The sequence below is a fragment of the Corynebacterium sp. HMSC072G08 genome (genome assembly GCF_001809185.1).
In the GTDB taxonomy this organism is placed as follows: domain Bacteria; phylum Actinomycetota; class Actinomycetes; order Mycobacteriales; family Mycobacteriaceae; genus Corynebacterium; species Corynebacterium phoceense.
Window position 1 is genome coordinate 23,286 of sequence record NZ_KV796397.1, and the last position, 21,566, is coordinate 44,851.

The 21,566-nt window shown below is 66.9% G+C and carries 19 protein-coding genes; 3 read left to right on the plus strand and 16 right to left on the minus strand.

Going from position 1 to position 21,566, the window contains the following annotated elements:
* Nucleotides 1–49: 49 nt before the first annotated feature.
* The 3 genes from tsaE to glmS form a co-directional block, all read right to left on the minus strand.
* Nucleotides 50–553 carry a tRNA (adenosine(37)-N6)-threonylcarbamoyltransferase complex ATPase subunit type 1 TsaE gene (tsaE, locus tag HMPREF2559_RS01985; RefSeq protein ID WP_066486192.1) on the minus strand — a complete coding sequence of 168 codons (504 nt, stop codon included), beginning with the start codon at nucleotides 551–553 and terminating at the stop codon, nucleotides 50–52.
* Complete coding sequence (gene alr, locus HMPREF2559_RS01990; protein ID WP_066486194.1) at nucleotides 546–1,658, minus strand: alanine racemase; 1,113 nt, start codon at nucleotides 1,656–1,658, stop codon at nucleotides 546–548. The genes tsaE and alr overlap by 8 nt, the downstream gene beginning before the upstream one ends.
* Before the next feature lie 129 nt (nucleotides 1,659–1,787).
* Nucleotides 1,788–3,659, minus strand: coding sequence for a glutamine--fructose-6-phosphate transaminase (isomerizing) (gene glmS / locus HMPREF2559_RS01995; RefSeq protein ID WP_066486196.1), 1,872 nt, complete (start codon nucleotides 3,657–3,659; stop codon nucleotides 1,788–1,790).
* Nucleotides 3,660–3,820: 161 nt separating this feature from the next.
* Between glmS and HMPREF2559_RS02000 the strand changes: the two genes are divergently transcribed.
* Nucleotides 3,821–4,648 carry a poly(ethylene terephthalate) hydrolase family protein gene (locus tag HMPREF2559_RS02000; RefSeq protein ID WP_066486345.1) on the plus strand — a complete coding sequence of 276 codons (828 nt, stop codon included), beginning with the start codon at nucleotides 3,821–3,823 and terminating at the stop codon, nucleotides 4,646–4,648.
* Here HMPREF2559_RS02000 and HMPREF2559_RS12290 read toward each other — a convergent pair.
* From HMPREF2559_RS12290 to eccCa, 11 genes are all read right to left on the minus strand, one after another.
* Nucleotides 4,645–5,028, minus strand: coding sequence for a hypothetical protein (locus HMPREF2559_RS12290; protein WP_210387024.1), 384 nt, complete (start codon nucleotides 5,026–5,028; stop codon nucleotides 4,645–4,647). The genes HMPREF2559_RS02000 and HMPREF2559_RS12290 overlap by 4 nt on opposite strands.
* The gene (locus HMPREF2559_RS02005) at nucleotides 5,028–6,794 is read right to left on the minus strand and encodes a hypothetical protein (protein WP_066486203.1); all 1,767 of its coding nucleotides are present in this window, start codon (nucleotides 6,792–6,794) and stop codon (nucleotides 5,028–5,030) included. The genes HMPREF2559_RS12290 and HMPREF2559_RS02005 overlap by 1 nt, the downstream gene beginning before the upstream one ends.
* Nucleotides 6,791–7,099: a hypothetical protein gene (locus HMPREF2559_RS02010; RefSeq protein ID WP_066486210.1), complete on the minus strand. Its 309-nt coding sequence runs from the start codon at nucleotides 7,097–7,099 to the stop codon at nucleotides 6,791–6,793. Before HMPREF2559_RS02010 ends, HMPREF2559_RS02005 begins: the two co-directional genes overlap by 4 nt.
* A gap of 203 nt (nucleotides 7,100–7,302) precedes the next feature.
* On the minus strand, nucleotides 7,303–8,646 hold the full coding sequence (gene glmM / locus HMPREF2559_RS02015) for a phosphoglucosamine mutase (protein WP_066486221.1): 1,344 nt from the start codon (nucleotides 8,644–8,646) through the stop codon (nucleotides 7,303–7,305).
* A 108-nt stretch (nucleotides 8,647–8,754) separates the two neighbouring features.
* Nucleotides 8,755–8,934, minus strand: a complete 180-nt coding sequence (locus HMPREF2559_RS02020) for a hypothetical protein (RefSeq protein ID WP_068801215.1) — start codon at nucleotides 8,932–8,934, stop codon at nucleotides 8,755–8,757.
* 345 nt (nucleotides 8,935–9,279) lie between these two features.
* A complete protein-coding gene (gene rpsI, locus HMPREF2559_RS02025) occupies nucleotides 9,280–9,813 on the minus strand; it encodes a 30S ribosomal protein S9 (protein WP_066486232.1) in 534 nt (177 codons plus the stop codon).
* Complete coding sequence (gene rplM, locus HMPREF2559_RS02030; RefSeq protein ID WP_066486240.1) at nucleotides 9,813–10,256, minus strand: 50S ribosomal protein L13; 444 nt, start codon at nucleotides 10,254–10,256, stop codon at nucleotides 9,813–9,815. The genes rpsI and rplM overlap by 1 nt, the downstream gene beginning before the upstream one ends.
* Nucleotides 10,257–10,696: 440 nt before the next feature.
* Complete coding sequence (locus HMPREF2559_RS02035; RefSeq protein WP_066486245.1) at nucleotides 10,697–10,984, minus strand: WXG100 family type VII secretion target; 288 nt, start codon at nucleotides 10,982–10,984, stop codon at nucleotides 10,697–10,699.
* A 94-nt stretch (nucleotides 10,985–11,078) separates the two neighbouring features.
* Complete coding sequence (locus tag HMPREF2559_RS02040; protein WP_066486252.1) at nucleotides 11,079–11,396, minus strand: WXG100 family type VII secretion target; 318 nt, start codon at nucleotides 11,394–11,396, stop codon at nucleotides 11,079–11,081.
* 190 nt (nucleotides 11,397–11,586) lie between these two features.
* Nucleotides 11,587–12,612, minus strand: a complete 1,026-nt coding sequence (locus HMPREF2559_RS02045; RefSeq protein WP_070539394.1) for a type VII secretion-associated protein — start codon at nucleotides 12,610–12,612, stop codon at nucleotides 11,587–11,589.
* Nucleotide 12,613: 1 nt separating this feature from the next.
* A complete protein-coding gene (eccCa, locus tag HMPREF2559_RS02050; RefSeq protein WP_070539404.1) occupies nucleotides 12,614–16,294 on the minus strand; it encodes a type VII secretion protein EccCa in 3,681 nt (1,226 codons plus the stop codon).
* A 220-nt stretch (nucleotides 16,295–16,514) separates the two neighbouring features.
* On the opposite strand from eccCa, the gene eccD reads away from it, so the two are divergent.
* Complete coding sequence (gene eccD / locus HMPREF2559_RS02055) at nucleotides 16,515–17,909, plus strand: type VII secretion integral membrane protein EccD (RefSeq protein WP_070539397.1); 1,395 nt, start codon at nucleotides 16,515–16,517, stop codon at nucleotides 17,907–17,909.
* Between the two features lie 2 nt (nucleotides 17,910–17,911).
* A complete protein-coding gene (locus HMPREF2559_RS02060; RefSeq protein WP_082723183.1) occupies nucleotides 17,912–19,114 on the plus strand; it encodes a S8 family serine peptidase in 1,203 nt (400 codons plus the stop codon).
* 213 nt (nucleotides 19,115–19,327) lie between these two features.
* Here the strand turns inward: HMPREF2559_RS02060 and eccB are convergent, their stop codons facing one another.
* Both eccB and truA read right to left on the minus strand, forming a co-directional pair.
* Entirely contained in the window at nucleotides 19,328–20,626 is a 1,299-nt protein-coding gene (gene eccB, locus HMPREF2559_RS02065; protein WP_070539399.1) for a type VII secretion protein EccB, read from the minus strand.
* A 62-nt stretch (nucleotides 20,627–20,688) separates the two neighbouring features.
* Nucleotides 20,689–21,546, minus strand: coding sequence for a tRNA pseudouridine(38-40) synthase TruA (gene truA / locus HMPREF2559_RS02070; protein WP_070539401.1), 858 nt, complete (start codon nucleotides 21,544–21,546; stop codon nucleotides 20,689–20,691).
* Nucleotides 21,547–21,566: the final 20 nt, after the last annotated feature.

Below are 21,566 nucleotides of genomic sequence, written 5' to 3' on the forward strand. Positions count from 1 at the left end.
ATACTTATCACTTATATAGGTCGCCTACAGGACGCCTGTACTTGATAGCTTAATTTCCCGCGTTTACCCAGCGCCACGTGATTTCGCGTGTATCTGCGCCCGTTTCTGTCCGATTCTCAGGTTCACGATCCAGCCCCACAAAGAGGTACGCGTCTGACAGTTGGGCTAACAATCCGCCACCCCATTCTGCGACGACGACAGCGTCCTCAAGCTCCGTGTCCAGGTCGAGCGCGTCGAGGTCTCCCAGCGGGTCGCCGGAGCCCGCCCCGAAATCGTCGAGGAGACGGTACGCGTCGACGTGGACGAGCGCCGGTCCCTCCCCCAGCGACCGATGCTCGCGGGCGATGACGAAGGTCGGGGACGTCACGCGCCCCTTGACACCCATGCCGCGCGCGATGCCTTGTGTCAGCGTCGTCTTCCCCGCGCCCAGCGGCCCGTCGAGGATGACTAGGTCGCCCGCCTCCAATGCCGCTCCGAGCTCCTCGCCGAAGGCCTGGGTGTCAGCCGCCGTCGCGAACTGGCGGCGGCCCTCCTGCGGAAAACTGCTACGCATGTGTTCCTCCCACGTACTGGCGGACGGTGCGCCCCGTGGGGCGGCAAATGACTTCGTAGTTGATGGTGCCGGCGGCATCGGCAAGCTCCGTGGCGGACATGCCGCCCCCTCCGAAGATAATGGCCTCGTCGCCGGGGCGCACGCCGTGCGGGTTGTCGCCGAGGTCAACGGCAATCTGGTCCATGCACACGCGACCCACCTGCGGATAGAGGTGTCCGCCAATGCCCACCTGGAGCTTGCCCTGGAACGCGCGCGGCAGGCCGTCTGCGTAGCCCACCGGCACGTTGGCGAGGTAGCCATCGCGCTCCGCATGCCACGTCATGGTGTAGCAGGTGCCCTCCCCCGCCGCGATGGGCTTGACGGCCATCGTGGTCGCCGCCCACATCATGGCGGGAATCAAGCCATGGTCCTGGCCGGGGATGGGCTCCAAGCCGTAGATGCCCAGGCCGACGCGCACCTGCTCGTAGCGCAGGTCAGGCCGCGTGAACGTGCCCGGCGTATTACACAGGTGGTTAACGGGGCACTCCAGGCCCGCCGCGCGCGCCTGCTCGAGGGCCCGGGCAAAATTCGCGGCCTGGAAATCTGTGTAGTCATTCTCCGGCTCGTCTGCGCACGCCAGGTGCGACATGAGCCCGAGCACCTCGAGGTGCTCTGCGTCGCGGGCGAGCGCGAAGGCCTCCTCCCACTCAGCCGGATCCAGGCCCGCGCGGTGCAAGCCCGTCTCGATCTTGAGGTACACGCGTGCCGGCACCTGCGCCTCGATGAGCACCCCCAGGTGCCGCAGGCTCGGAATAGCCAGGTCAACGCGCGCGGCCAACGGGGTGGACACATCGTCCTCCGGATTCCAGATCCACGCGCAAATGGGCTTGCCGATGCCCCCTTCGCGCAACTCCAGCGCCTCCGCCACCGTCGCTACGCCAAAGGCGTCCGCGCGCTCGGCGGCGCGCGCAACCTCCAACGCGCCATGGCCGTAGGCATCCGCCTTGACGACGGCCATGAGGTTGACGTCCGGCCCCACCATGTCCTTGATGGTGGAAACGTTGTGCGCAATCGCGCCCAAGTCGACGCGGGTGCGAAGTGGGGGCTGAACAGTGGACTGTGACATGGCGTCTATTGTGCCACTGTTACCCGCGAGCACGGACTGCTGGACCGCGAAAACACAAAACTCGTATGAGTTGCGCGAAAATCGTGAATTTCCACGCGACTCATACGAGTTGCGAGCGCTCGTGCGCGATTACTCGACCGTCACGGACTTGGCCAGGTTACGCGGCTGGTCCACGTCGTAGCCCTTCGCGGTGGCGACGCCGCACGCGAAGATCTGCAGGGGCACGGTGGCGAGCAGCGGCTGCATGAGCGTGGGTGCCTCCGGGATGCGGATGATGTGGTTGGCGTAGGCCTCCACTGCCTCGTCGCCCTCTTCGGCGATGACGATGGTAATCGCGCCGCGGGCACGGATCTCCTGGATGTTGGAGACGACCTTAGAGTGCAGCGAGTCGCGGCCGCGCGGGGACGGCACGATAACGAAGACCGGCTGGCCTTCCTCGATAAGAGCGATCGGGCCGTGCTTGAGCTCGCCGGCGGCGAAGCCCTCAGCGTGCAGGTACGCGATCTCCTTGAGCTTGAGCGCGCCCTCGAGCGCGACCGGGAAGCCCACGTGGCGGCCAAGGAAGAGCACGGAGTCTGCATCCGACATGGACCTGGACAGCGCGTAGACCTGGTCTTCCTGGTCGATGACCTTCTGAACCTTGTCCGGCATGGCATGCAGTTCAGAGATGACGTTCTGGACCTCATCGGCGAACATGTTGCCGCGCAGCTGCGCCAGGTAGAGGCCGAGCAGGTAGGTCGCGGTGATCTGCGCCAGGAACGCCTTCGTGGACGCAACGGCAATCTCCGGGCCAGCGTGGGTGTAGAGCGCAGCGTCTGCCTCGCGCGGGATGGAGGAACCCTGCGTGTTACAGATGGCGATGACCTTCGCACCCTGCTGGCGTGCGTGGCGCACGGCCATGAGGGTATCCATGGTCTCACCCGACTGGGACAGCGCGACAACGAGGGTCTTCTCGTTGACGATCGGGTCGCGGTAACGGAACTCGTGAGCGAGCTCGACCTCGGTAGGAATACGGCACCAGTGCTCGATGGCGTAGCGGGCCACGTGGCCAGCGTAGGCGGCGGTACCGCAGGCGATGACGATGATCTTGTCGATGGACTTAAGGATCGACTCGTCGATGTGCACCTCGTCGAGCGTGAGCTTGCCCTGCTCGTCAAAGCGGCCGAGAAGCGTGTCGCGCACGGCGGCCGGCTGGTCATGGATTTCCTTCTCCATGAAGGAGCTGAAGCCATCTTTCTTGGCAGCGGCGGCATCCCACTTGATTTCGAACGGCTTGCCCTCGGCCGGGTTGCCGTTGTAGTCGGTGATGGTGACCTCGTCGGCCGTGATGGTCACGACCTGGTCGTTGGCCATCTCGACGGCGGACTTGGTGTAGTCGATGAAGCCAGAGACGTCCGAGCCCAGGAAGTTCTCGCCCTCGCCCAGGCCGATAACCAGCGGCGAGTCGCGGCGGGCAGCGACGATGCGGTCTGCCTGCTCGGTATGAACGGCCAAGAGGGTGAACGCACCCTCGAGGCGCTGGCCGGTGAGCTGCATAGCGCGGGTGAGGTCACCGTTGGCCTCGTTGTGGAAGATGTCTCCCAGCAGCGTCGCAGCGACCTCGGTGTCGGTCTCCGACACGAAGTTGTGGCCCTTCGCCGTGAGCTCGGACTTGAGCTCGGCGAAGTTCTCGATGATGCCGTTGTGGACGACGGCCAGCTTGCCGCCATCGACAACGTGCGGGTGCGCGTTGAGATCCGTTGGACCACCGTGGGTTGCCCAGCGGGTGTGGCCGATACCCAAGACGGAGTCCTTGAGCGGGCGTGCCGCGATCTCCTGCTCGAGAGCAGCGACCTTACCGGCCTTCTTGCGCCACCCGATTTCTCCATCCGCGAAGACTGCGATACCAGCAGAGTCATAGCCGCGGTATTCGAGTCGACGCAATCCCTCGAGAATAACGTCAAGGGCAAAGTATTCGCGGTCATCAGAGTAGTGACCGACGTATCCAACAATTCCACACATAGTTGCAGATGTTACCTGATAATCCCCTATATAGAGGAGTAGGCACTTGGGGAACGAAAATCACCCCTCTACGTGCCCGCCCTTGTGCTGACTCGATGCAAAAATCGCTTCTATCGCTCTTTGCGCCCAATGCCTACACTTCTTCCTCTATCCTGGGTAGCGTGTCTGCGAATTTGAAGAAGCATCTAGCGACCCTGTCCAAGCGTGGCCCGTACCGCGTTCTTACTGGCGATCTTTCCTACGCCGGCCTTGAAGGCAAGGTGTACACCCCTGCTGAGGGGAAAGCACTGCCTGCCGTGGCCTTTGGTCACGACTGGCGCACGAATATCAAGCATTACCACTCCACGCTGCGCCACCTGGCCAGTTGGGGCATTGTGGTCGTTGCACCGGACACCGAAAATGGCTTGGTGCCCAACGTCCGCGGCCTCGTCGCCGACATGGAATCCGCACTGCAGATTGCCGCGGGCGTGAAGCTGGGTCAGGGCAATATCACCGTCTCCCCGGGCCGCTTGGGCATGGTGGGCCACGGCATGGGCGGCGGTGCCGCAGTGCTCGCAGCAGCCAATAACGAAAAGGTGCGTGCCGTGGGCGCCCTCTACCCCGCCACGGTCTCGCCTTCCGCGACAACCGCTGCCCGCTCGGTGCAGGCACCGGGACTCGTCATCGGCTCCAAGTTGGATGACTTCCTCTCCGCGGGCAACCCGGCCAAGCTCGCACAGAGCTGGGGCGGCACGGCCGTCTACCGCGAGCTCGACAAGGGCACACAACCGGGCTTCGCAGAAAACACCATGCAAAAGCTGGCGTTCGGTACCGGCATCTTCCAGTCCGGTCCGCGTGAGACCGCCCGCGCGCTGCTCGTCGGCTTCCTCCTCGCCACGCTGGGCAATGAGAAGAAGTACTCCGACTTCGCCGAGGCAGACGCTACGGCCAAGGGTGTGCACTCCCTGCTGGGTGAGGAGCTCGCAGAGAAGGCCGATCAGTACCACTAGGCCCTTGTGCTTCGCGGCACTTCCGCGACAACGCCGAACCCCACGTTCCTGGCATCACAACGATGCGAGGGACGCGGGGTTCGACTTATCTCTACGGACATAACACTCTGCCGGCGCAACACCGATTTCACGCGACCTTGAGTGCCACGGGTCTGATGCGCCGCATACGGACGTGCACCGGCTGCATGCCGAGTCTCCGCGGGTGCTTCCACAGGACCGTTCGCGTGGCTGGGCGGGCGCTGGCGCACTTCATCGCGGGCGTCGTGCACGGCCTTCTCAATATCGTCTTGTGCCTTCGCCAGCGTCTTTTCAAATTCCAAAAGCCGGCGAGCAGTCCGCTCGCGGAAGGCGCGTGCGAATTCATCAAAGTTCGTAGTCATTACCACTGACCTGCCTTTCGAGCACGAGAGGACGAACCTCCAGGAGGAGGCACCGGCGCAGCGGGCGCTGGTGCGGAGGACGGAGCTGCGGGTGAAGCATCGGACTGCGCGGGCGCCGCAGGGGCGGGCGTGTCTGCGACCGGCACCCCTGCCTGCGCAGCACCGGTAGTGCCTGCCATATGCGCCAGCTTCTTGGGCGGCGGTGCAGGCTCTTGCACGTCGTCTAGCTCAGCCGGCGGCGTATAAACACCGTCCTCCTTCTTCACTGAGGCAGGAGCGGGCGGCTCTGGTGCGCGCTCAGGCTGCGGCGCGGGCTCAGGGGCCGGCTCGGGTGCGGGTTCCGGAGCGAGATCAGGCAATTCGAGGTGAGAGACAAAGTCCACGGCCGCGGCGATGAGCAAGCCAGTTCCGATGATGGCCACACCTACGCCGAAGCCACCAAGGAATCCAGAGCACAGGGCGCCGATGTCGACACCGGTCTCCTCGCAGTCGCTTTGCGTTTCGACCTCGCACTCGACGGCAGGCTCGGGCGCGACTGGTTCGTCCTTAAGGCACTCTTCGACAACCACGGGCTCCTGCGCCGGCACCGTGTCACAATCGGCAGGAGGCTTCGTCTCTCCTGGCCTTGGCGTTGCGGGGCGGTCGACGCAGTCATCATGGGCCTCCGCAGGCTCTGGGCACTCGCACTCATGAGGCGCTGGCGGAGTGCATTGGGGTTCCACGGCAGGACGTGGCGTGGGCGGCGTCGAGCTCGGCGTCGTACGTGGCTGATTCGGCGCAGGCGGTGCACACTCCGCGGGTGGCGGCGCTGCCGGAGAGGGCGGGGTCGGAACGGCAGGCGCAGGCTGGGAAGGCGCAGGCGGCGGGCATGCTGGTGCGGTGCTCGCGGGTGTGGTGACGGGTGGCGGCGCTGCCGGAGAGGGCGGGGTCACCGGCGCGGGCGGCGCAGGAGCCGGCGCAGATGCGGGTGCCGAAGCCGGAGCCGTGCCGGAAATGGAATCCTGCGTGGGGCAGGCCGGCGGCGCGGATACGGGCGCGAGGGTCGGGCATGCGGGCGGCGGAGTACAGGTTGCCGCGTCGGGAACACGGGTGGGCAGCTCGGTGGAGCAAGCCTGTTCACAGCAGTGTTCGAGGGCGTCGTAGCAGCGCTCGATGGTGTCATCGCGGTCGCGACAGGTCTGCGCGATCAGTCCGTTGGTGTGCTCGATAATCTCATCGCCCGCGGAAGCGATGATGGGCACGAGAGCGCGCGCCAGCGGATGAATCTTGGAGACGAGCGAGGTGAGCGTGCCGAGTAGAGGAATGGCGGCGCCGAGGATTTCCTCGATGGAGGTTTCTGACACGTGGACGACATCGTCAATGGCGGAGGCACACTCCCCTGCCTGGTCCACGAGCTCCTCGCGCTGTTGCGCGTCAGCGGAGCCGAGGCCTTCGATGTTGCCGAGGAATTCGAAGATGGAGCCCGCGGCGAGTTCGACGCCGAGTTTTTGAATGACGTCACGCAGCAAGCTCCACGCGCCGGAGCCGGAAGACGATCCCGAGGAGCCCGCACCGCTCTTGCCGCCTTTGCCGGCGCGTTGGACGCCGACGGCTGCCTCGACTGACGAGACCAGCGCGCCGGTATCAATGCCATCGGCAGAGCCCACGAGTTCCTGGAGCAGCCCCAACGGCATGGACGGGCCGCTGTAGGCGCCGCCCGTCGCGGCTTGGAACAAGGCGATGGAGCGTCCGTAGTCGCCCAGGCGCGAGGCGACGGCAGTGCTCATAACGCTCCTCCCACGCCACGGAGTTGCGCAGCGTTAGCGTCGTCCGCCGCACCGACGGCGGTGAACTGGGCTACGGCCGCCTGCGCGACGGACTCGGCGTGAGCGAAACGCAGGGCGCCGCGCTCGTGCACCGTCATGAAGGCAGCCTGAAGGCGCGCGGCATGCCCGGCGAAGGCCTTGCCGGCCGCGTGGGGTGGAAAGTGTGGGGTGAGCGCGGCGTGCTGCGTGTGGCTTGCGCGAACACCCTCAGCCACGGACTGGAGTGCGCGCGAGTCCTCACCCACATCAAGGAAGACATCAGTCATTGGGAACCTCCTGCGGTAGCGGTATGTCTTTCTGATCCACCCCTATTGGACTGTGACAGCGCTCGAAAGGTTCCCAGCCCGCCGTGATTGATGGTCAGCGCCGCACAGAGCATTCCAACGCACCCGAATGCGCGTGCCGCGATAACCCGAAAACGCCGAAGTCCGCCTCGCGCGGACGCGAGGCGGCATCGGAAAGCTGGGGCTTAAGCCGCGGCGACGACGGCGGCGAGACGGCCGGCGACCTTGCGGGCCTGCTCAGCATCGGCAGCCTCGACCATGACGCGGAAGAGCTCCTCGGTGCCCGAAGGGCGCAAGAGGACGCGGCCGGTGCCGTCGAGCTCAGACTCGGCCTCGACGATGGCGGACTGGACCTCAGAGTTGCTCATGATGGTCGTCTTATCGGCGACCGGTACGTTGATGAGGACCTGCGGCAGGACAGTCATGACAGAAGCGAGTTCCGCGAGGGACTTGCCGGTCTTCGCCATGCGGGCCATGATGTTGAGACCCGTGAGCGTGCCGTCGCCGGTGGTGGCATTGGCCGGGAGCACGACGTGGCCGGACTGCTCGCCGCCGAGCGAGAAGTCACCCTTACCGAGTTCCTCGAGGACGTAGCGATCGCCCACGTTGGCCTCGATCATCGTGATGCCCTGTTCCTTCATGGCCAGCTTGAGGCCCAGGTTAGACATGACCGTGGCGACGAGCGTGCTATCACGCAGGCGGCCTTCTTCCTTCATGCCTACGGCGAGCAGCGCCATAATCTGGTCGCCGTCCACGACATTGCCCTCAGCATCGACGGCGAGGCAGCGGTCAGCGTCACCGTCGTGGGCCAGGCCCAGGTCGGCACCATGCTCGCGGACAGCTTCCTGCGTCTTTTCGATGTGGGTGGAGCCGCAGTCCTCGTTGATATTGAAGGCATTCGGCTTGTTGTGGATGGCGATGACCTCGGCACCGGCGGCCTCGTAGGCACGCGGGGCAACCTTGGAGGCGGCACCATTGGCGGCGTCGACAACGACCTTGATGCCGGTGAGGTCCACCGTGACGGACTCCGCGAGGTGCTTCAAGTAGCGCTCACGGGCGTCAGGGGCTTCCGTGATGACGCGGCCGAGCTTCGTGCCCGTGGGCCCTTCCTCGGTGAGCGTGTCCATCTGGGCCTGAATCTGATCCTCAATAGAATCTGGGAGCTTGCGGCCGCCTGCGGAGAAGAACTTGATGCCGTTGTCCGGCATGGGGTTATGCGAGGCGGAAATCATGACGCCGAAGTCCGCGCCGTAATCATCGGTAAGGAAAGCGACGGCCGGGGTGGGCAGCACGCCCACGCGCAGCACGTCGACACCGCGGGAGGCGAGGCCCGAGGCGATGGCGGCGTCGAGCATCTCGCCGGAGACGCGCGGGTCGCGTCCGATGATGGCGAGCGGGCGGCGCTCGAAGGATTCGCGGTCGCCCGTGAACACCTCGGCGGCCGCCTGCCCCAGCTTCAAGGCCAAGATCGGTGTCAGCTTCTGGTTCGCGAGGCCGCGAACTCCGTCGGTACCAAAGAGTCGAGTCATGTGTTCAATTATGCACCGTAGGTGCAGCTTGCTCCACGTTAGGGCAGAGTCACCCCCTGCTCATGCCCCCTCGCACGCCGTGCGAGCCGGGTTCTGGATGTGCTGCTACTAGGTCGACCGGTCTACGCGGTCGTAGCTCGGCGGGAGGGATTCCATGAACCACGTACAGGCGTGGTAGCGCTCAAGCAGGATGCCTTCTTCCTGCCCAGTAAGCTCACGCGCCGTATCCGGGATCGGCGCACCCTGGGAGCGCCGCAGCGAGAAGGCGCGCTCCCACGCCTCGCACATCTCCTGCGACGAGCACGGCGGCGGGAGGGGGAACGCCGTGGAAGGTAGGGTCCGTGAGCCGCGAGGGGTCGAGCACGTGCTCACCCCCGGCATTGCGCAGCGTCCCGTCCGGAAAGAGGGCGATGTGTTGGCCTCCCGCGCCCACTCCGCAAGGCTGCCGATGCCCCCATCGCGCGCCAGGTCCGCGTCCTATAAAGGGGACCTCCTCGCGCACGGTGGAATAGGCGTTGAGAATGAGCTCCCTGCCTGTCATGCTACCCAGCGGCCCGTGGGGCGAGCTGGAAAACGGCGAAAGCCGCCGCTTCCACGCGGGAAGCAGCGGCAGACACGCAGTAAGAGCGAAGATTAACGCTTGGAGTACTGCGGGGCACGACGTGCCTTGTGCAGACCAGCCTTCTTGCGCTCCACGGCACGAGCGTCACGAGTGAGCAGGCCGGCCTTCTTCAGGGCAGCGCGGTCACCCGGGTTGTAGACGTTGAGTGCGCGGGCGATGGCCAGACGCAGTGCGCCAGCCTGGCCGGTCGGGCCGCCACCGTTGACGGTGACCTTGATGTCGAACTGACCCTCACGCTCAAGCAGCGTCAGCGGAAGGAGGATGTCCTGCTGGTGCAGCTTGTTCGGGAAGTAGTTGTCGAAGGGACGACCGTTGACGACGATCTCGCCAGAGCCAGCGACCATGCGGACGCGGGCGACGGCGCGCTTACGACGACCGACGGTCTGGATCGGGCCCTCGTAGTACGCCGGGGCAGCAGCCTCGGTCTCCTCAGCGGCCGGTGCGAGCTGGTCACCGATGGTGTTGGTGAACTCCTCGGTTGCGGCGGTAGCTGCAGCGATGTCAGCAGCGTCGGCTACGTTGTTGTCGATGTTCTGCTCGGTCATTACTGTGCCACCTGCTTAAACTCGAAGGTCTCCGGCTTCTGACCGGCGTACGGGTGCTCCTCGCCTGCGAAGACGTGGAGCTTCTTGACGGCGGCGTCATTGAGCTTGTTGTGCGGCATCATGCCACGCACAGCTTCTTCGATGACGCGGACCGGGTTGGTGTCCAGGGACTGGCCCAGGGTCATGGTCTTCAGACCACCCGGGTAGCCAGAGTGGCGGTAACGCATCTCGCGCTCACGCTTGTTGGAGGACACGTGGACCTTGTCGGCGTTGATGATGACGATGTGGTCGCCGCAATCAACGTTGGGTGCGTACTGCGGCTTGTGCTTGCCACGCAGCATATCTGCCGCGGTGGAAGCAAGCTTGCCCAGCACCACATCGGTAGCGTCGATGACGTACCACTGGCGGGTGATGTCACCGCTCTTCGGGTGGAAAGTAGACAAGATGACTCCTTTAAAAGTCTCTTAAGTAGGCTGCCGGCCATCGCTGTGAACCTTGACTTCCCCACTGCAGCGGCCGGTGGAGACCTGTAGGAGGAAGCTCGCGCAGCACATCACAGCGCGCGCGAAGAACACACAGGATGAAAATTCTAACCCGACCAGCGGCTAAAACCCAAAACGCCGTATTCCCCGCTTCGCCATCCGGCACGGAGGGCCCCTCCCCAGGTAAGCCCGCCGCCCGCGCGCGGCCGCCCCAGCGGCCGCAGGAAAGCGAAAGAATACAGCGTAATTTTCAGGTTTGTTCAGGCAGTAGCCGATTGTTTCAGCCCGGTCCGTGCGAACGTGCGTCTCGTATCCAAGGCAGCGTCCCCATCACGCATGCCCTCGTTTGTCCATTCCCTCTAACGGTGCACCGAGAACGCTTCGCCTGCACGGGCCGCGACCTATCCCCAGCTCGCCGCTGCTCGACGGTTGACGTCGGACATACGGTCGTTGCTGTCGGCCACCGTGGTGGAGATGGTGGCGAGCACGGTGTTGAGTTCTGCGGCGGCGCGGTCCCACTTGTCCTGGGCGGCTGCATACGCCGCAGCGGAGTCGCCCTCCCACGTGGACGTCATGGGAGCGATGACAGACTTGAGGTCATCGAGCAGCGAGTTGATGTGCTGAGAGGTCGACTGGATATCGGCAGCGGCACCGGAGATGGCGCCGAATTCGTACTTAATGGCAGACATGAGTTTCCTTCTGTGAGATAAAGAGTGACTGTTCTATGTGGCGCCCGCGCGTAAATGACGCGGCGTGCGCTGCGCGGCAGCTGATGCGCCGTGGCTACAGCGCCAGGCCCGCGCCGCCCACGGCGCTAAACGCCTGTGCGTTCTCGTCTTCAGTGGTGTCGAAGTGGCGGGCATTCGTGCGGATATTGTCGCTGATGGCGGTGAGCGCCTCGCGCAGCTGCTGGGCTGCCGTGTTGTAGCGCTGCATGAGGTTGTCAAAGGAGACCTGCGCACGGCCGTCCCAGCTGGAACGCACGGAGTCCACAACGCCCTGGAGGCGGGTGAGCTCACCCTGGACCTCGGAGTTGGTGGAGTCCACGCGGCCGGCAGTGGCGACCATTACGTCGGCTTCAGTCCTAAAGAGCTGAGTCATGATTGTCCTTTCGAGACATGGAGTAGAAGTAGCGGGCTTGGCCCAGGGCAACACGCCGCCGGACCAGATGAGCGCTCCCCCCGGCGTTTCTGTCCCCCGGGGTGCTTTCTCGTGAGTATTGGACTGGCTTTCCGCGCAAAAGGTTCCCTGCCGCGCACAACTTTTCCCGCGCGCCCACAGGGTCCTGTGCTCAGGGCAGTTTCTCTAAAGACTCCGTCGCAATCCGGCACGCCGCCTTGTGCGCGACCGTCGGTGTCTCCTTGCTGTGGCACCCAACGGAGAGCTGATGGTCGCTGTCGATCCACGTCGTCCACGCCACGATGGACCCGTCGCCGGGGTCTTCGACATACGCCACGCGGCCGTTCGTCTCCGTAAGCTGCGAAAGCTCCTTCTCAGCCTCGACCTGTGCGCGGACCTCATCGAGGATGGCCTGCCCCGGAACGGAATAGAGCGGATCCGCGGCAATGAGCACGCGCAGGTGCGGATCACGGCCGCTTAGCGTGACCAGCCCTGCATCCTCGGTCCACCCGAAGCCACGCGGCAAGGTAAGGCGCATGCCGGCTACTTCCACCGGCGCCCCGGCATCCGCTGAAACGGCGCTGCTCGTGGGCGTGAGCATGCGTGCGCTTTCCGGGACAGAAGGCTGCGGCGACACGACTGAGAGTGACGCTGGGGTTGACGCAGGGACCGCTTTCGGCGCCGCATCCGAATCGACCCGCAACATTCCCCACAAAGCACCGCCGCCCAGCACGAGGGCAACGGCGCACACGCCGAGGTGGAGGGGTTCTATCCCGAGTGCACGCAGACCACTCCGCGCAGTTTTCTTTGTATCGCTCTTTCGCCGACGGCCACGTACAGAACGCGGAGGTTCCTGCGCCGCGCCCGCATCAGGCGCCGGCGGGGTGGTCCGTGGTCGAGAGGGCGTCGCGACCGACGGCTTCGGAGTGTCCTCAATAATGCGCACCCCCTCCAGGCGAATATGCCGAGTGATGATCTCCACGGCCTCGCGCCCCACGGCTGAGGCCGAGGGGTCGGCGCACACCATGACCTCGACGGAAGGCCAGGCGGGGCCCACGAGCTTGGCGGCCTGTTCGACCACACCGGCCAAAGCCCAGCCTTCCACGACGCCAGTGCCGGGGAGGTCATAGCGGAAAATGGATTCATGCGCTTCGTAGATGGTGGCGGTATCGAGCACCGTGAGAGTGAGATCAGCCATGTCAGGCTCCTTCCTCAGGGGCGGTAGCAAGCGCTACCTGGATAAGGCCGTGGTCTTCATTGCGCACCACCCACTGGCCGCGGCCGGCAGGCTGGGGCCGCGGTTTGATGCCAAAGATGGGGCCTTCATCCTTGTCCGCGTCGAGTACCAGCGCGCAGGGCAGCTGGTCGCGCAGTGCTGCCAGGAATCCGCCATAGAGCGCACGGCCGATGCCGCCGGACTTGCGTGCGGCCACGACGTGCAGGCCGATGTCTTGGGCGTGCGGCAACAACTCCACGAGAGGCCGCAGTGCGACGTCGGAAACCAAGTCAAGATCGTCGATGACCACGTAAATATCTGGCCCTTCCCACCAGTCGCGGCGCGCGAGCTGGGAGGCGGTGACCTCCGACCCCGGCAGACGTTCGCGTAGCGTTGTCGCCGTCGCGCGCAGCGCTTCCTCGGTGGCGAGTGACTGCGCGGAATAGGCCGCGAGCAACGACTCCTCGACGGCGCCGAGGTGTGCGCGCCGATGGTCGATGAGCACAATACGCGCAGCGTCGCGGCCCCGCGCGGCGATTCCCGCAATGACAGTGCGCAGCAGCTGGGACTTGCCCGAACCCGGCGCGCCCACGCACACCAGGTGGCCTGTCGCCGCATCGTCCCAGGCCATCGGTTCCAGGCGGGGCCCGCCGATGCCCACCGGAATCCCCACTGCATTTCCTGCCGCGTCGCAGGTGAGGTCGGCAAGCAGAATCTCCTCCGGCAGAAGTCGCACACGCGGCGCCGGCTCCACTGCGGCCCACACGTCTGCGATATGCGCCAGGTCTTGGTTGCTGCTGCGGGCGATGAGCATGGGCTCGCCGTCCTGGGTGAGCCCGCGTCCGGGCGCGACGGGCAATGCCGCCTGCGCCTTGCGGTCGATGAGCGAATCCATGGGCTCGCCCAAACGCAGCTCGAGGCGGTGCGCGATGAGGTCGCGCACGGCTGGGCGCATGGTCGTCCAGCGCGGAGTGGAAACGACGAGGTGCACCCCCGCAGAGGGCCCGTCCGCGGCGAGTTGAGTGAGCCGCTCGCCGACGTCTTCAAAGTCCGCACCTGCAGTTCCCACGTGGTGCCAGCCGTCGACGAGGAGAAAGACGTCGCCCGAGCGAGTCGCGGTCGCGTCAGCCGCGGCGTCCGCCACCAGCTGTGTCACCTCGTCGACGATCCGGCGGAGCTTCTCCGGCTCGTGCTTCGTCGCCACGCCGGAGACGTGCGGCAGGCGCTCGAGCGTCGCGAGCTGCCCGCCGCCGCAGTCGATGACGTAGAAGCGCACCGCAGACGGTGACCGGCCCGCGGCCAACGCGGCGACCACGGTGCGCAGCATCGTCGACTTCCCCGACTGCGGGCCACCGCACACGGCGAGGTGCCCGCCCGCCGCAGCCAAGTCCACCACGAGCGGATCTTGACGCTGGTGGTACGGCCGGTCCACGATGCCCAGCGCCACGGCCAGGCCCGCCCCAGAACCGGGTTCGGCTCCCGCGACAACCTCCGGCAGCTCGATGACAGGCGGCAACGGCGGCAACCAGATGCGGTGCGCCGCCTGGCCCCGCGCGGTGGCTTCGGCACGCGCCACGTCGACGACGGCATCGAGCAAAGTCGTCGAGTGGTCGAGCTGCGTCTCTTCCTCCGCCGCATGCGGAGAGGCCTCACCTGTCGCGTCCCAGCTATGGAAGAGCGTCACCCTGCCGCGCACTGGCCCGTCCGCCGCGGCGAGGACTCGGCGCGCAAGCGGACCCGAGACATACGCGGCCTGCATGCGCGCGGGTTCCTCCGCGCCCGTCTTGAGGTAGCCCGCGCCCGGCTTAGTGGGCAGCGCATAGGCGTCCGTAATGCCCAGCACCTGGCGCGACTCAGCTGCGGAGAAAGTCTTGAGACCCACGCGGTACGACAGGTGCGAATCGAGCCCGCGCAACCGGCCTTCCTCCAGCCGTTGCGAGGCGAGCAGCAGGTGGACGTGGAGCGAACGGCCCAGACGGCCCACCGCCACGAAAAGGTCCGCGAAGTCCGGATGTTGCCCAAGCAGCTCCGAGAACTCGTCGACGATGATGACGAGCGCAGGCAGCGGCCCGTACCGGGCGACGGCATCCTCAGAGGCGTTGAAGTCGCCCACGTTCGCAAAGCTGCCCGCCGCGCGCAACAGTTCCTGGCGGCGGTTGAGCTCGCCTGAAATCGCGTCAAACATGCGGTCAACGAGGATGGATTCCTCCTCCAGGTTGGTAATCACCGCCGCCGTGTGCGGCAAGGTATCACAGCCCAAGAACGTCGCGCCGCCCTTGAAATCGACGAGCACGAGGTTGAGCTCGTCCGGGCTATGCGTCGCCGCGAGAGCCGTGACGAACGTGCGCAGGAGCTCGGACTTTCCACTACCCGTCGCGCCGATGCACAGACCGTGCGGGCCCGCGCCCCCATGCGCGGCCTCCTTGATGTCGAGGTATACCGGCACCCCGTCCGTGTCCACGCCCAAGGGCACATTGAGTCTTTCTCGTCCCGCACGCCCCGGCCACAAACGCGCGGCAAGCTCGCCGATGTCCCGGTGCCCCAGCAACCGCAGCAAGTCCCCGTCCGTGACGCGTGCGGTGGACACCGCACCCTCGGGGCGCCGGCACGGCGCCAGCTGACGGGCGAGGTGCAAGGCAGCGGCCTCCGGGGCGGCATCGGCAAGCCCGAGCTCCTCATCGCCGGCCTCAGTAACAACGCGCAAGGCCCCGGTCACATCCGTGACGAGGAAGAGTCCCTCCTGCTCCGCGCGCAAGCCCAACGCCGTGGACGGGCGGGCGCCCACGTCGATGATGGTCGTGAGCGTCTCGTCGTGGAAGAAGTCCTCCAGGCCCGTTGTCGTCACCGAGTCGACGAGCAGCACGTGATATCGCGCCGCCCGGGGCTCGCGCGTGTGGGGCAGCCACTTGAGCCACTCCCAGCCCTCCCCCAGCGCCGAGATGCCCACCGTCTCCGGGCCGTGCGCTGCGGCGAGTTCCATGACCATCGCTCGAGCAAGCTCCCGTGCCTTTGGACCGCCGATACCCAGGAAGCGAAACGCACGCAGCTGAATGACGATGGGCATTCCCGGCAGCTGCCCCGCGGAATGGACGAGCTGGCGCAGGCTTACCGTGCACACTGGATCGACGTCCTCGGGCGCGTCGATATCAGGGAAGGTAATCGGCGTGCACAGTGCCACCGCACCCTCGCCCACGCGCACCGCGAGCGCATCGTCATCCTGCGCGTCGCGCTCCCACAGGCGGTTGGAGCCCACCCACGCGACCAGCTGGTCATGCCGCGGATGGTGGTGGACCGCATGCGCGCGTTGGGCAGCGGCATGCTCCTCCGCCTTGCCGCGCAACGCCTTGAGGTGCCGCAGGTAGGTCCGGCGCCGCTCGTTCGGATCATCGGCGGAGCCCTGCGGCGCAAACATCGTCGCGACGGAGGCAAGCATCATGAGCGGGAACATGAGCATCATCGGGTTGAGCTCGCGCCCGCCACCGCCGAGCACCATGAGCGCGACCATGCCGAGCATGGCCACGATCATGACGACGGGCAACAACAGACGCACGAGCGGCACGGGCTTGGGCTTCGCGGCGTCCGGCACAGCCTCGGCCTGTAAAGAGCCGCTGGGCAGCGGCGGTGCCGGGTCGCGCGGCGCGCGCGGAATGGTGGTCACGGGCATGGAATAATCCCCCTCGTAGAACTGGTCCAGGTACTGGGGCCACCCCACAACCGGCATCCCCCAGCCGTAAGCCCCCTGCTCACGGCCCGTCCGCCGCCGTAGCGGTGGACATGCGCCTACAAGTAAGCCACAATGTGAGCCATTGGGCAAGGGGGACGCCCAGCCGTCCCAGAACATTTCTGGGGCGCCACCACGAAAAATACCGGGGGAAAATTCCGCCATGATGACCGCTACGAGCGTGCGCGTCACCGTCCGCGCGCACGCCGGCCGCTTCCACAAACAAATCGACGTGTCATTGCCCGTCGAGGCCAGCCTCGACGAGGTCTTAGGCGAAGTCACCGATCTTCTCGGCGCGCCGCTGCTGTCCACGCCGTGGCGCGCCGTCACACCAGCCGGCCGCGCGCTCGATCACACCGTGCCGCTGCGCGAGACCCCGCTCTCCGATGGCGCACTCATTCTCCTGCGCCCGCACACGCCCACCGCCGCTCCCGTCATCCGGGACGCGGCGGAGGCCCTCGCCGCGGTCGGCACCGGCGCCCCGGCCCGCGCGCTCGCCGCGACGTGGTCCGTGCTCGGTCTTCTGCTCGCGGCCGCGCTCGGCACGGGCGCGCTGCGCCTCGTCCTCCCGCTTCACCTCGCCGGGGGCACGTCCTGCGCAACGGCCGCAGCCTGTGCGCTCGTGCTCCACGCCTGGGCACCCGGGGCACGCGCGCTCGGCACCGCGAGCGTCGCCTTCGCAGCGGTCTCCGCGGGTCTCGCGGTGGGCACGCCCCGCTTGGGACTCCTCGCGGCCGCGCTCGCCGCGACGACGATGGTGGGTCTCCTCCACGTCCTGCACCGGGGTACCGCGTTGCTCGCCGGCGCTGCGCTCACGGGCGCGCTGCTCGCCTGCATCGCCGGGCTCGGCGGCCTGCTGCCCGGTCTGTCCGGTCCCCGCGCCGCCCTCTCGCTTGCCGATGCTCCCGGGCACGCCAGCGCCGCAGCCGCGCTTAGCCTCGCCACGTGCGTCGCCATCATCCTCGCCGGTCCCTCGCTCGCCACGCGCGCGGCGGGGTTGCGCGTACCCCAGCTCCCCACCGCCGGCGAGGAGCCCACCGAAGACGAGCTCGGGGATATCCTCGATCCTCTCGCTGACTCCCGTGCCCGGCGCGCCCGCGAGCTCTACGAGGGTGCTCTCCTCGCGTGTGCCCTCGCCTGCATACCCGCACTGGGATTCCTCGTGCGTGGCGTCGCAGCGGGTCTGCCCGGTGGCTGGGTCGCGGGACTCGCCGCGGCGATGAGCGGCGCCTTTCTTCTCCACGCCGCTCGTCACGCCTCGGCACGCGGGACGTGGCTACTCATGGTGGGGGCCGCCGGCGGAGTTATCGCCCTCTGCGCGCTTGCCGTTATCGCCGTGAGTGCCGGTTTTGCCACTGGCACGTGGGTCCTGCTCATCGCCGCCGTCCTCATTGCTGCAACAGCTGCGACGGCCTGCCTCTGGGCACCGCGCGTCGCGCGTCTCGAGCCGACCACGCTCGTGTGGTTCGAACGCGCCGAGGCTTTGGCTCTCACCGCCATCGTGCCGCTCGCGCTCCATATCACCGGCGTCTTCGTCCTGATTCGCGGGCTGGGCTAGCCATGCGCCGCCTTGTTCTCGTCGCGGGCATTGCCGCAGCGTGTGCACTTGTCCCTCCTGCCTTGGCCCAAGAACCCGCGACTGCCTGCATGGTCCCGGTGCCCGGGGAGGGCTCGCCCGCGCCCACCGCGCAACAAGCCGACTACCGTGCCCGGCTCCACGCCTTGGCGACAGGTCGCGGCGTGCGCGTCGCCGTCATCGACACCGGCGTCGCACGCCATGATCAGCTCGCCCGCCTGGAGTCCGGGCCGGACCTCGTCGCGCCGGATTCCCCGGACCCGCATCTCGACTGCGACATGCACGGCACCGTCGTTGCCGGGGTCATCGCCGCCCGTGACACTGGAATCGCACCGTCGGCTACTATCCTCTCCATTCGCCAGTCGAGCGCCCATTATCGTTCGGACGCGCGCGACGCCGAGGCCCGCGGCGCCGGCGACCTCGAATCACTGGCGCGCGCCATCACCGCCGCCGTCGACGCAGACGCCGACGTCATTAACGTCTCCGTCGTCTCCTGCGTCGCTCCAGCCATCGCCGCCAAGCTCAACACGCGCCCGCTCGATGACGCCCTGCGCCTCGCCGAGGACTCCGGTGCCCTCATCGTTGCCGCCGCGGGCAACACCGGCGGCAGCGGCTCTGGCTGCTCGCCCGGCGACGTCGTCTACCCCGCCCACGGCCCCACGGTGCTCTCCGTCGCGGCCGTGGAGGAACCCCGTGACCACGCGGACTACTCCCTGCCCGGGCGCCTCGCGGCGCCAGGGACCGTGCCGTTGGGGCTGTCGCCCACCGGCGGATGGGCGCGCGGCGACGCAGCCTCTCCCCTGGCGCTTGCGGCCGACGAAGTGCAACCGCTCACCGGCACGTCCTTCGCCGCGCCCGTCATCGCAGGCACCGCGGCCCTTCTACGCGAGCGCTTCCCCGACGCCACCCCGGCGCAGCTGCGCGAACGCCTGCACGCAACGGCACATCCGGGCTCTGGGTTCGTCGATCCGCTCGCTGCCGTGAGCGCTACAACTTTCTCCCAGAGCCGCGTCGTGCGTCCTGCATTCGTGGCGCACCCCGCACAGCGAGACGCGGAGCCCGCGCGGCGTTTGGCGTGGCTAGCAGGGTCGCTCGCCTTCCTTGCTCTCGCCATCGCGTGTGCAGCGGCGTTACGCCCGCGACGAATTCGTGAGGAGGATTGCTTCAACGCCCGCCACGTAACATGAGTACTATCTCCGGTTTCTCACATCCAGAGTAGAAAAGGGTTGGAGAGACCTTGTGCCACTCAGCGCAACGCAATCAGCTCGGCGTACAGACTGTAACTATCCGCTACGAGGACACCTGGCGCAGGTCACCGTGAGCGGTAAGAATTATGAACGGTGGCAATACAACCCCACTAATACGCTGTAGCAAGGGTGGGTCTACCTTTTACAGAGTCGCTACTTGCTCGATTCTCCTTGAGAAACGGCACCTGTATCACCCGCGAGGGCAGCGACGCGGGATAGCTCCGAGCCTTCCGGCAACAGGCGCACAATGTCCCACGGCGCGCTGGCCGCGGCATTCAAGCCGAGTGCCTCCCATTCGGCCTGCGAGGGGACGGTGTGGCGGGTGCCGGTCGCGGAAACAACGAGACGGCCGTGGCCCGTGTCCACGGCGACGCCGCCCGCGTCGAGACCACCGAAGTGCGTGGCGACGGCCTCACCGGCTAGCGGCACGAGGCCGCCGGTCGGCCACGCGAAGCCGACGCCATTGCCCGTCGCGCACAGCCAGCGGTCGTCGGCGGGCGCGATGCGCAGCGGACGCGTGGGCAGGTTAAGTGAAAGCTCCGCATCGGGCTGCGCGGCGACGTCATCCGCGGGGACGTCGCGCAGGCGCGCGCCGGACGCGACGAGGACTTCGGCTTGCGCGGCGGTGAGCGGTGCGACGCCGTCGTCCGTGTGCGCCCACAAACCGTGGCCGGAATCCCAGACCTCCGGGAGGTCAGCGGGCAGCGCGAAGGCTGGCAGCTCCGAAACGGCATTGAGGAACTCCGGCGGCACCGCGCGGCGCGGGGCGTCCGGCTCGATGCCGACGACGCGGGCGATGGTTGTCGCAAGCTCGTCTTCATCTAGCGGGCGCCGGCCGTCCTCGGTGATGAGCCACGTGCGTCGTTCCGCCACGACGAGGGCAGCGTCCTCGGGGCCGAGGAGACGCACGGGGCGCTGGGCGTGAACGATGGTGCGGCCGGTCGGCTCGCCGGCGGCATCAATGGAGGTCACGAAGGCGACGGTGTCCTCGGGAGTAGGCTCCTGGCACAGCGCCCAGGGGGTGCTGGAGGGTGAAGAATTGAGGAAGCCGGGGGCATCGGCAAGCCCGGCGGGCACACCGAGCGATGCTGCGGCGAGGATATCGGGGCCGATGGGGGCGGCATCGGCAGGCGCACCGGTGAGCAGACGGGCCGAGGCGAGGTTGGGGACGGGGTGGAAGGTGCCGTCGATATTAGCGAGGACCTGGCCCTGCGCGGTGCGGACGATGGGTTGCGCACCCGGATCCGGGTTGGGCTGGAGCCAGGCGATGAGGCCAGCACCCGCGGCGATGAGGACTGACAGGCCCACGGAGATCCAGGCGGCGCGGCTGCGGCGCGCGAGGGGATCGTGAATCATGCGAATATCGCCGAGGACGAGGCCGTGCTCAAGCCGTCGTTGCAGGAAACGGTGACCAGAAATTTGGGCTTTGGTGGTCGGTCGCAGACGCGCCATGGTGAACTCCCCCGAGTAGCAATGCGATGTGCGCTCATCCTAACCCGGAGCGCGCTGGCCCGCTACTCGAGCGAGCGGCGATTGCGGGCCGTCTCGGCGCGGGCGGCGAGATCCTCCGACGCCGGGTAATCGACGCCGGTGAGTGACAGGCCTTTGGCAGGCGCGACCGGGCATGTGTCCGAGCGTTGCGTCTCGCCGAGGAGCGCCGCAGCGAAATCGACGTCGCGGCGGCCCTCCCCCACCGCCAGGCAACAGCCGACGAGGGAACGGACCATATTCCAGCAGAAAGCGTCTGCGGTGAGGTGGGCCTCATAGAGCTCCGGCTCGTGCGGCGTTGAGACATCGTGCCAGGTGAAGGACTGCAGATCGCGGATCGTCGTCGCGTGCGGCTTGGGCCGGCAGAAGGCCGCGAAGTCGTGGAGGCCGACGAGCACAGTGGCGGCTTCTTGCATGGCGTCGATGTCCACGGGGTGGGGCCACGTGGCCGTGTCGCGCGCGCGGGTGGGCAGCGGGCCCGCGGGGAACGTGGTGACGCGGTAGACGTAGTGACGGGTGAGGGCGGAAAAGCGCGCGTCGAAACCCTCAGGCGCGAACGTCACGTCGTGGACGCGGATATCGTCGGGCAGGAGTTTGGCCAGGCGCCGCACGAGGGTGGACGGATCGCCGTGGATGCTGCGCGACTCGAGCAGCGCGCGGGGCACGTCCGCGTGGGCGACCTGATGCGCGGAATGCACGCCGGCGTCGGTGCGGCCAGCGACGGTGAGCTCGATCTCGGTCTGCGCGATGAGCGAGAGTTTCTCAGCGAGGACGCCTTCGACGGTGCGCAGCCCGCCTTTCTGCTTGGCCCAACCGTGGAAGTCCGTGCCGTCATAGGCGAGGTCGAAACGCAGGCGGACGGTATCAGGCGAGGGGGCAGTCATACTCCGGGATACTACCAATT

Bases quoted from the DNA above. Each gene is read 5' to 3' on its own strand.
- HMPREF2559_RS12290 (WP_210387024.1), bottom strand. From the start codon at position 5,028: ATGACTACGAACTTTGATGAATTCGCACGCGCCTTCCGCGAGCGGACT.
- truA (WP_070539401.1), bottom strand. From the start codon at position 21,546: ATGACTGCCCCCTCGCCTGATACCGTCCGCCTGCGTTTCGACCTCGCC.
- HMPREF2559_RS02045 (WP_070539394.1), bottom strand. From the start codon at position 12,612: ATGGCTGATCTCACTCTCACGGTGCTCGATACCGCCACCATCTACGAA.
- eccD (WP_070539397.1), top strand. From the start codon at position 16,515: ATGATGACCGCTACGAGCGTGCGCGTCACCGTCCGCGCGCACGCCGGC.
- HMPREF2559_RS02060 (WP_082723183.1), top strand. From the start codon at position 17,912: ATGCGCCGCCTTGTTCTCGTCGCGGGCATTGCCGCAGCGTGTGCACTT.
- HMPREF2559_RS02010 (WP_066486210.1), bottom strand. From the start codon at position 7,099: ATGACTGATGTCTTCCTTGATGTGGGTGAGGACTCGCGCGCACTCCAG.
- HMPREF2559_RS02040 (WP_066486252.1), bottom strand. From the start codon at position 11,396: ATGACTCAGCTCTTTAGGACTGAAGCCGACGTAATGGTCGCCACTGCC.
- eccCa (WP_070539404.1), bottom strand. From the start codon at position 16,294: ATGCCCGTGACCACCATTCCGCGCGCGCCGCGCGACCCGGCACCGCCG.
- HMPREF2559_RS02005 (WP_066486203.1), bottom strand. From the start codon at position 6,794: ATGAGCACTGCCGTCGCCTCGCGCCTGGGCGACTACGGACGCTCCATC.
- alr (WP_066486194.1), bottom strand. From the start codon at position 1,658: ATGTCACAGTCCACTGTTCAGCCCCCACTTCGCACCCGCGTCGACTTG.
- tsaE (WP_066486192.1), bottom strand. From the start codon at position 553: ATGCGTAGCAGTTTTCCGCAGGAGGGCCGCCGCCAGTTCGCGACGGCG.
- glmS (WP_066486196.1), bottom strand. From the start codon at position 3,659: ATGTGTGGAATTGTTGGATACGTCGGTCACTACTCTGATGACCGCGAA.
- HMPREF2559_RS02020 (WP_068801215.1), bottom strand. From the start codon at position 8,934: ATGTGCGAGGCGTGGGAGCGCGCCTTCTCGCTGCGGCGCTCCCAGGGT.
- rpsI (WP_066486232.1), bottom strand. From the start codon at position 9,813: ATGACCGAGCAGAACATCGACAACAACGTAGCCGACGCTGCTGACATC.
- glmM (WP_066486221.1), bottom strand. From the start codon at position 8,646: ATGACTCGACTCTTTGGTACCGACGGAGTTCGCGGCCTCGCGAACCAG.
- HMPREF2559_RS02035 (WP_066486245.1), bottom strand. From the start codon at position 10,984: ATGTCTGCCATTAAGTACGAATTCGGCGCCATCTCCGGTGCCGCTGCC.
- eccB (WP_070539399.1), bottom strand. From the start codon at position 20,626: ATGGCGCGTCTGCGACCGACCACCAAAGCCCAAATTTCTGGTCACCGT.